The following is a 6,806-nucleotide window of genomic DNA, read 5'->3' on the forward strand; positions in this document are numbered from 1 at the left end:
TTAAGATTCGCTACTAAATATACTATCACAAGGTATACCATTATACCAGTTCTAGCCGTCTTGTTTTTGGGAAATCCGATGTGCTATACATTCGGAAGATTTGTAGAAGAAAAATACAAACCCGCGTATTATGACGCTACGGTAAGTTTTCTTCATCCAGTAACTGGACTGTTTCCCCATGCGAACGGAGGAGAGCTTTTCGTATATATGGGAATAGCTACGGGCATTACAAATTTAAAACTGCCTTTAGGAGACCTTGCGGTTAGATATTTTATAGTAGGCGTAATAGTGATACTTATACGCGGTATTATAACGGAAAAAATATACGCTTTTTTAACTAAAAAATAATTCTAAAATTTTTAAGGAGATTACAATATGTATAAATCTATAAAAATAGAAAAAGGTCCTTCAGGCTGGGGCGGTCCTCTATTCTTAAAACCAGACGAAAAACGAAATAAAGTGTTAAGCGTCACGGGGGGGGGGTACATCCTTTAGCTCATAAAATAGCCGAAATGACGGGCGCGACAGCCGTAGACGGTTTTTCGCATGGAATAAACGATGACGAAGTATTGGTTGCCGTTGTAGATTGCGGAGGAACTGCAAGATGCGGCGTATATCCAAAAAAGAATATATATACCGTTAATTTAATGGCTGTAGGAAAAGTAGGTCCGCTCGCTCAATTCATCAAAGAAGAATTGTATGTGTCGGATGTAAGCGAAAAATGTTTATCTTATTCTAATCAAGCCGAAACTACATCGGATTTTGATAAAAAATTATCCGAAGCTCCAAAAACCAAACAACAGGCGAGAGAAGAATTAGAAAAAATGAATCTCGGCAAAAAGAAAAATATCATAACAAGACTCGGCATTGGCGTTGGAGCTTTCGTTAATAAATTCTATCAGGCGGGACGCGAAACTATCGATATGGTTATAAAAAATATATTGCCGTTTATGGCTTTTGTAAGTATGATTTTAGGAATTATACAAGCTTCTGGTATCGGTAATATAATAGCGAATACTATATCTCCAATCGCTTCCACTTTGCCAGGCATGATAGTAATTTCTATAGTATGCGCTTTGCCTTTCTTATCTCCAATATTGGGACCGGGAGCCGTAATAGCTCAAGTAGTCGGAACTCTATTGGGCGCTCAAATAGGGCTTGGAAATATACCTCCTCAATACGCTTTGCCAGCCCTTTTTGCTATTAACGCTCAAGTTGGCGGAGACTTTGTTCCAGTAGGATTAAGTTTGGGAGAAGCGGAACCTGATACTATAGAATTAGGAGTTCCAGCCGTATTATATTCAAGAATCATTACGGGACCTTTATCCGTGATTATAGCCTATTTATTTAGCATAGGGCTATATAAGTAAAAATTTTTTAAGGAGAAAAATATGAAATATTCTTCGGAAATAGTTAGCTATGGCGTAGATGTTAAAGCTTTGCTTAAAGAAGCAAATTTTATTATTTTCTTCAATGAAGGTTCGCCTTCCGAATTAGCGGATATTTCCGTATTGCATACCAAATCGGAACTTCTTAACGATATACAAGTAGGCGATACGGTAATAATAGGAACTAAAAGTTTTACGGTTTCGGCGGTAGGTTCTGAAGCTTGTAGGACATTTTCAGAGTTAGGGCATGCCACTTTTAACTTTTCAGGTGGAGAGGAAGCGTATATGCCTGGTCATATAATGCTTCAAGGAGAAAAGGAAATAGCGTTTGAAGATATACAGAAAGGGGCTAAATTTCAAATTTTTTGAAAATAAAAAACTAAAAAAATATTATAAAACATAAAAGGAGAATAAATAAATGTTAAATATGGATTTAAAACTCTTAAAAAGAGAAGAACAAGGAAAAATTATAAAAACGGGCATAGTAGGTGCGGGACAAATGGGACGAGGTATGGTTACCCAAATGGCGCTCATGAAAGGCATAATGCCAGCCATAGTAGCGGATATAAAAATAGAAAATGTTATTAACGCTTTTCACTATGCTGGGATACAAGACGATAAAATAGTCGTAGCCAATACTTTAGAAGACGCCAATAAATATATGGAAATGGGCAAATATGTAGCCACAGAAAATGCGGATTTGATATCGCAAGTTAATTTAGTCGAATGCGCAATAGATGTTACGGGCGTTCCAGAGATAGGCGTAAAAATCGCTATAGATTCTATCAATAATGGAAAACATGTCGTTATGATGGATGTGGAAACCGATGTGGTAATAGGACCGTATCTAAAAAGATTAGCCGATTCAAAAGGAGTTATATATACTGGTTCGGCGGGAGACGAGCCTGGCGCCGTTATGGAACTTTATTCTTTTGCAAAAGCTATGGGAATGGATGTTAAAGTAATGGGAAAAGGAAAAAATAATAAACTCGATTACGATTGCAATCCAGATACGGTTTTGGAAGAAGCAAACAGAAGAATAATGAGCCCAAGAATGCTATGCGCTTTTAAAGACGGAACAAAAACTATGGTTGAAATGACTGCTATGTCAAACGCCACTGGACTTATCCCAGATATAATCGGAGGACATGGTCCAAAAGCTTCGCCTGACGAAAGATGCAAAGAATTAAATCAAATATTTAGATTAAAAAGCGAGGGCGGAATATTGAATAAGCATGGCGTTGTAGAATATGTGAACGGCATAGCTCCAGGAGTATTTGTTACGGTAAGCACGAATAACGAAGAGATAGCGTATCAAATGCAATATCATAGCATGGGACCTGGACCTTTATGGACTCTATATAGACCATATCACCTTTGCAACCTTGAAACGCCTTTAACTGTAGCGAAAGCGGTTATTGACAGAGAGCCTACCATCGTTCCTATAGACGGTCCCGTTAGCGAATGTATAACGGTAGCTAAAAAGGACTTAAAAGCTGGAGAAAATATAGACGGAATCGGCGGATATACCACTTACGGTTCTATCGCTACGGCGGAAGATACTCGCAAAAATAATTATGTTTTATACGGGCTTGTTAATAAAAACGCTAAAATGTTAAAAGATGTTAAAAAAGGAGAACTTTTAACTCATGATACGGTTCAAATAGACACAAGCACTCAATTATATAAAGTGCGAAAAGAACAAGACGCTATATATTATAAGTAAAAATTATATAGGCTAATTAAAGTAATTTTCTTAAGTTTTAGTTTATAATAAATTTAGGAAAATTACTTTTAATTTTTTATAGTTAATATATAATCATAAAAACAAAATCTATTAACTGTAAAATTATGAAAAAAATTATAGACGATAAAAGATTAATATTCAAATGTTGCACTTTATATTATAAGTATGGGATAAATCAAGAAGAAATAGCGGATATTCTTAAAATTTCCCGTCCGTCTGTGACAAGAATAATAAAAACTGGTCATGAATTTGGAATAGTTAAAATAGAAATTATTAATCCTTTTGAAAACGATTTTTATGAAATGGAAATTGAATTGGAAAGAAAATATAATTTAAAAGAAGCAGTAATAGTAAATTCGGATAATATAGAAGAAATAGCTTCCGAAACATTTAAATTTTTATCAAGAACTTTAGAAGACGGAGAATATGTTGGAATAAGCATGGGAATGACATTGAGAAATATTGTTAATAATATACATATAAACGATATAGAACAAAAAAAATGCACTTTTATACCAATCGTAGGCGGTATTGGAGAGAGTAGATACGATATACATTCAAATTATATATCTATGGAATTTTCAAGAATTTTTAGAGCAAAATGTTTACAATTCTTTGCGCCCTTATTATTTTCAGATATAAATATAAAAAATAAATTCTTGCAAGAAGATTCTATAAAAAATGTTTTAGAAGCTTTTAATAAAATATCTACTCTGATAGTGGGAATTGGAATGCCTATAAAAAGAACATCTACTCTACTTAACAGCGGTTATATAAACGAAAGACTATTTGACGACTTTGTTAAAAACGGTATGGTAGGAGATGTGGCGGTTCAATTTTTTAATAAGGATGGAGACACTAAACCGTTCGATGCTTTCAATAAACTTGTAGCGGGGATGAATATAGAACAGGTAAAAAATGTTCCTCGCCGTATTTGTATAGCAAACGGAGAGAATAAAGCCGAAAGCATAATTGGAGCGATTAAAGGTAATATTATAAATATTTTAATAACGGATGTCGACTGCGCAAATAAACTGTTAAAAATTAATAATTAATTGATTAGGATTTATATATGAAAATAAACGGTATAGTTGTTTTTTTATTTATATTTATGATTATACAATCGTTAGGAACGGTTTTGCAAATAAAATTATATAAAAACGCCGTAAAAAGACTTCGTAAAAAATCAAATATAGGAATAGGAAGTAAAAAGAATATTTTTTCAAGAAATATAGTCATTATAGCATGCGATAATAATTGTAAAATCACGGGAGCGCAAATATTTGACGGCATAACTATTTTTAGTCGATTTAAAGATATTCCAGATATAATCGGAAAAGATATATACGAATTAAAATCTATTTACGATTCTCTTTCTTCAACTAAAAAGAAAAGATTAGCGGGACATATTCAGGCTTTAAATACATTATGCGATTATATGAAAAGAAAAGCGGACGCTGATATTTAAAAGGAATTATTTAAAATTATTGCATATATACATTTAATAATATATAATCGCTATGAAATCCATTTATAAATTGAAATTATAAAAATAAAAAATGAATAAAAAATTAATAACTTTATTGACTTTAATATTATTTGTTTCGTGTAATTCATGCAATAAAATTAAATATCAATTGGAAAATAAAAACGGAGAAAATTATAGTTTTGAAACGGCTCAATATATTTCAAAAGACGGAATAAACGGCGAGAGCGAACCTTCAAAAAAAGATTATTATTATTTTGGAGTTGGAAGAACGCAAATCATAGATTTTTATATTTCAAATTCCGCGAAAACTAAAATTACTATGACTTTATATGATAGCGAAAGAAATATAATAAAAGTTATAAGCGAAGAAATTGAAAACGAAAATAATAATTTTATCCAAATAATGAAAGGAATATATTTTGAACATAACGACATGACGGCTTCCACGCTTCCAAAATATTATATAACGATAGAATCGGAAGAAAAAACGGAATATAGCTTGATACTTCAAAAAAGAGAATATAAAGAATCGGACGAAAAAGAACCAAACGATAAAATTGGCAACGCTCAAATTATCGAAGTAAACAGCGAAAATCGACTCTATACGATTGAAGGATATTATAGTCAAATTTATAATCCCGCTTTAACTTCTGGCGATTTGAAAAATATGGAAATTGACGCTTATAAAATCACAAATAATTCTTTTAATACTTATTCAATATCAATCGAACTTTCGGGCGTGCCTTCTATAGACGCGAATATAAGATTATACGGCTCGAAAGGTAATTGGATAACGATTAAAGATATAAACAATATCGGAGATGGAGAGACGATTGATAAATTAATTTTGCCTCCATATTCTTCTTATTATTTCGTTTTGACGGCAAGCAATTCGGTTTTGAATATTCCATACAGATTAAGCGTAATAGCGAAACCTTACGATAAATATACCGAAAACGAGCCTAACAATAAACCCGAAGAAGCGCAAACCATAGAATTTAGAAAAACTTATAAAGGCGCGATAGATTATCCTTTTGACAGAGATTATTTTACTTTTAATATTCCGATTCAGTCGAGCGTAAAATTTCAATATTTTTTAATCGATTCTCAAGCGGTTAATATCAGTTTTTCAAACGACATTTTAGGAAAAATTATCACAATGCCGCAAACGGATGACGAGCGTATATTTAGTTTATCGCAAGGAAAATATTATTTAATCTTTGAAAGAGATTTGACGAAAGAAGGCTGGCAAAAAGGAATTTCAAAAGCGAGAAATTACGAATTCAATTTAAGCGTCTCAAACGAAATGAGCATGGATTATAATTACGGATATTATGACGAGTTGCCGAAAAGCAATAAAAATACGGACGAATATGATTATTATTACTATTACGATAATGAAGAAAATGAAAAATTTGAAGAAAATTTGGAAAGCAATTTTAATAATACGAACGATATTATAATTTTGAAAGAAGAAGATTATAATTCGGATTATTATTACTATTATGAAGATAACGAAAATGAAAATGATACTTATTATTATGAAAATTAAAATTATGCTATTTCATTTTATTTATAAAGAATATATTATATAAAGTATGAAACTAAAAGATTTTTTTAAAAAGAAAAACAAAATTGAAACCGATTCCGTTTCCGAAACGAATATTGAAAATAATAATATTAAAAGCAAAAAGAAATTCAAAAAAAGATATATTCCTTTGATTATTTTAATCGTTTTAATATTTGCCGTTATCGGAGCGAGAATTTATTTCAATAACGAGAGAGTAAAAAATTTAATAGAAAATATAGTTTATTCTTCGACGAATAGAAAATTGGAAATTGGAGATTTTAAATATTCTTTATTATTTCCAAACATTCAAATAAACGATGCTATTCTTTATAATTCTACAAATTTTAACGAAGCGAAAAATATTTCAATAGATAATGTTAGATTAAGATTTTCGTTATTTTCTTTATTTTTATTAAAATTAAATATAAAAGAATTTTCCATTGACAATTTATATATTAATATGTTCACGGACGAAAGCGGAAATTTGAATTTGCCAGATTTGCCTCCGTCCGAGCCGAAAATTAAAGACACAAATAAAGCGCCTTTCGATTTTCACAAATTGGATTTTCTTAAATTTAAAGCGAATATAGAAAATATAAGAATAAATAATTT

General features: G+C 31.4%; 7 protein-coding genes and 1 pseudogene. All 8 read left to right on the forward strand.

Annotated features, from left to right (window positions below; translation table 11 throughout):
• Positions 1 to 348: PTS glucitol/sorbitol transporter subunit IIC (gene srlA, locus EZH24_RS05320; RefSeq protein WP_137998107.1), on the forward strand; the 348-nt coding region annotated here is incomplete at its 5' end.
• 27 nt (positions 349 to 375) lie between these two features.
• A pseudogene (srlE, locus tag EZH24_RS15500) lies at positions 376 to 1,370 on the forward strand (PTS glucitol/sorbitol transporter subunit IIB).
• A 21-nt stretch (positions 1,371 to 1,391) separates the two neighbouring features.
• On the forward strand, positions 1,392 to 1,757 hold the full coding sequence (locus tag EZH24_RS05330; RefSeq protein ID WP_137998108.1) for a PTS glucitol/sorbitol transporter subunit IIA: 366 nt from the start codon (positions 1,392 to 1,394) through the stop codon (positions 1,755 to 1,757).
• Positions 1,758 to 1,806: 49 nt separating this feature from the next.
• Positions 1,807 to 3,114, forward strand: coding sequence for an NAD(P)H-dependent oxidoreductase (locus EZH24_RS05335; protein WP_137998109.1), 1,308 nt, complete (start codon positions 1,807 to 1,809; stop codon positions 3,112 to 3,114).
• A 125-nt stretch (positions 3,115 to 3,239) separates the two neighbouring features.
• Positions 3,240 to 4,190, forward strand: coding sequence for a sugar-binding transcriptional regulator (locus EZH24_RS05340; protein ID WP_137998110.1), 951 nt, complete (start codon positions 3,240 to 3,242; stop codon positions 4,188 to 4,190).
• Positions 4,191 to 4,207: 17 nt separating this feature from the next.
• Entirely contained in the window at positions 4,208 to 4,603 is a 396-nt protein-coding gene (locus tag EZH24_RS05345) for a transcriptional regulator GutM (protein ID WP_137998111.1), read from the forward strand.
• Positions 4,604 to 4,694: 91 nt separating this feature from the next.
• Positions 4,695 to 6,176: a peptidase gene (locus EZH24_RS05350; RefSeq protein WP_170310838.1), complete on the forward strand. Its 1,482-nt coding sequence runs from the start codon at positions 4,695 to 4,697 to the stop codon at positions 6,174 to 6,176.
• Positions 6,177 to 6,222: 46 nt separating this feature from the next.
• Positions 6,223 to 6,806 (forward strand): AsmA family protein (locus EZH24_RS05355; protein WP_137998112.1); only part of this gene is annotated, 584 nt, incomplete at its 3' end.

Source organism: Brachyspira catarrhinii, from assembly GCF_005518285.1.
GTDB lineage: Bacteria > Spirochaetota > Brachyspiria > Brachyspirales > Brachyspiraceae > Brachyspira > Brachyspira catarrhinii.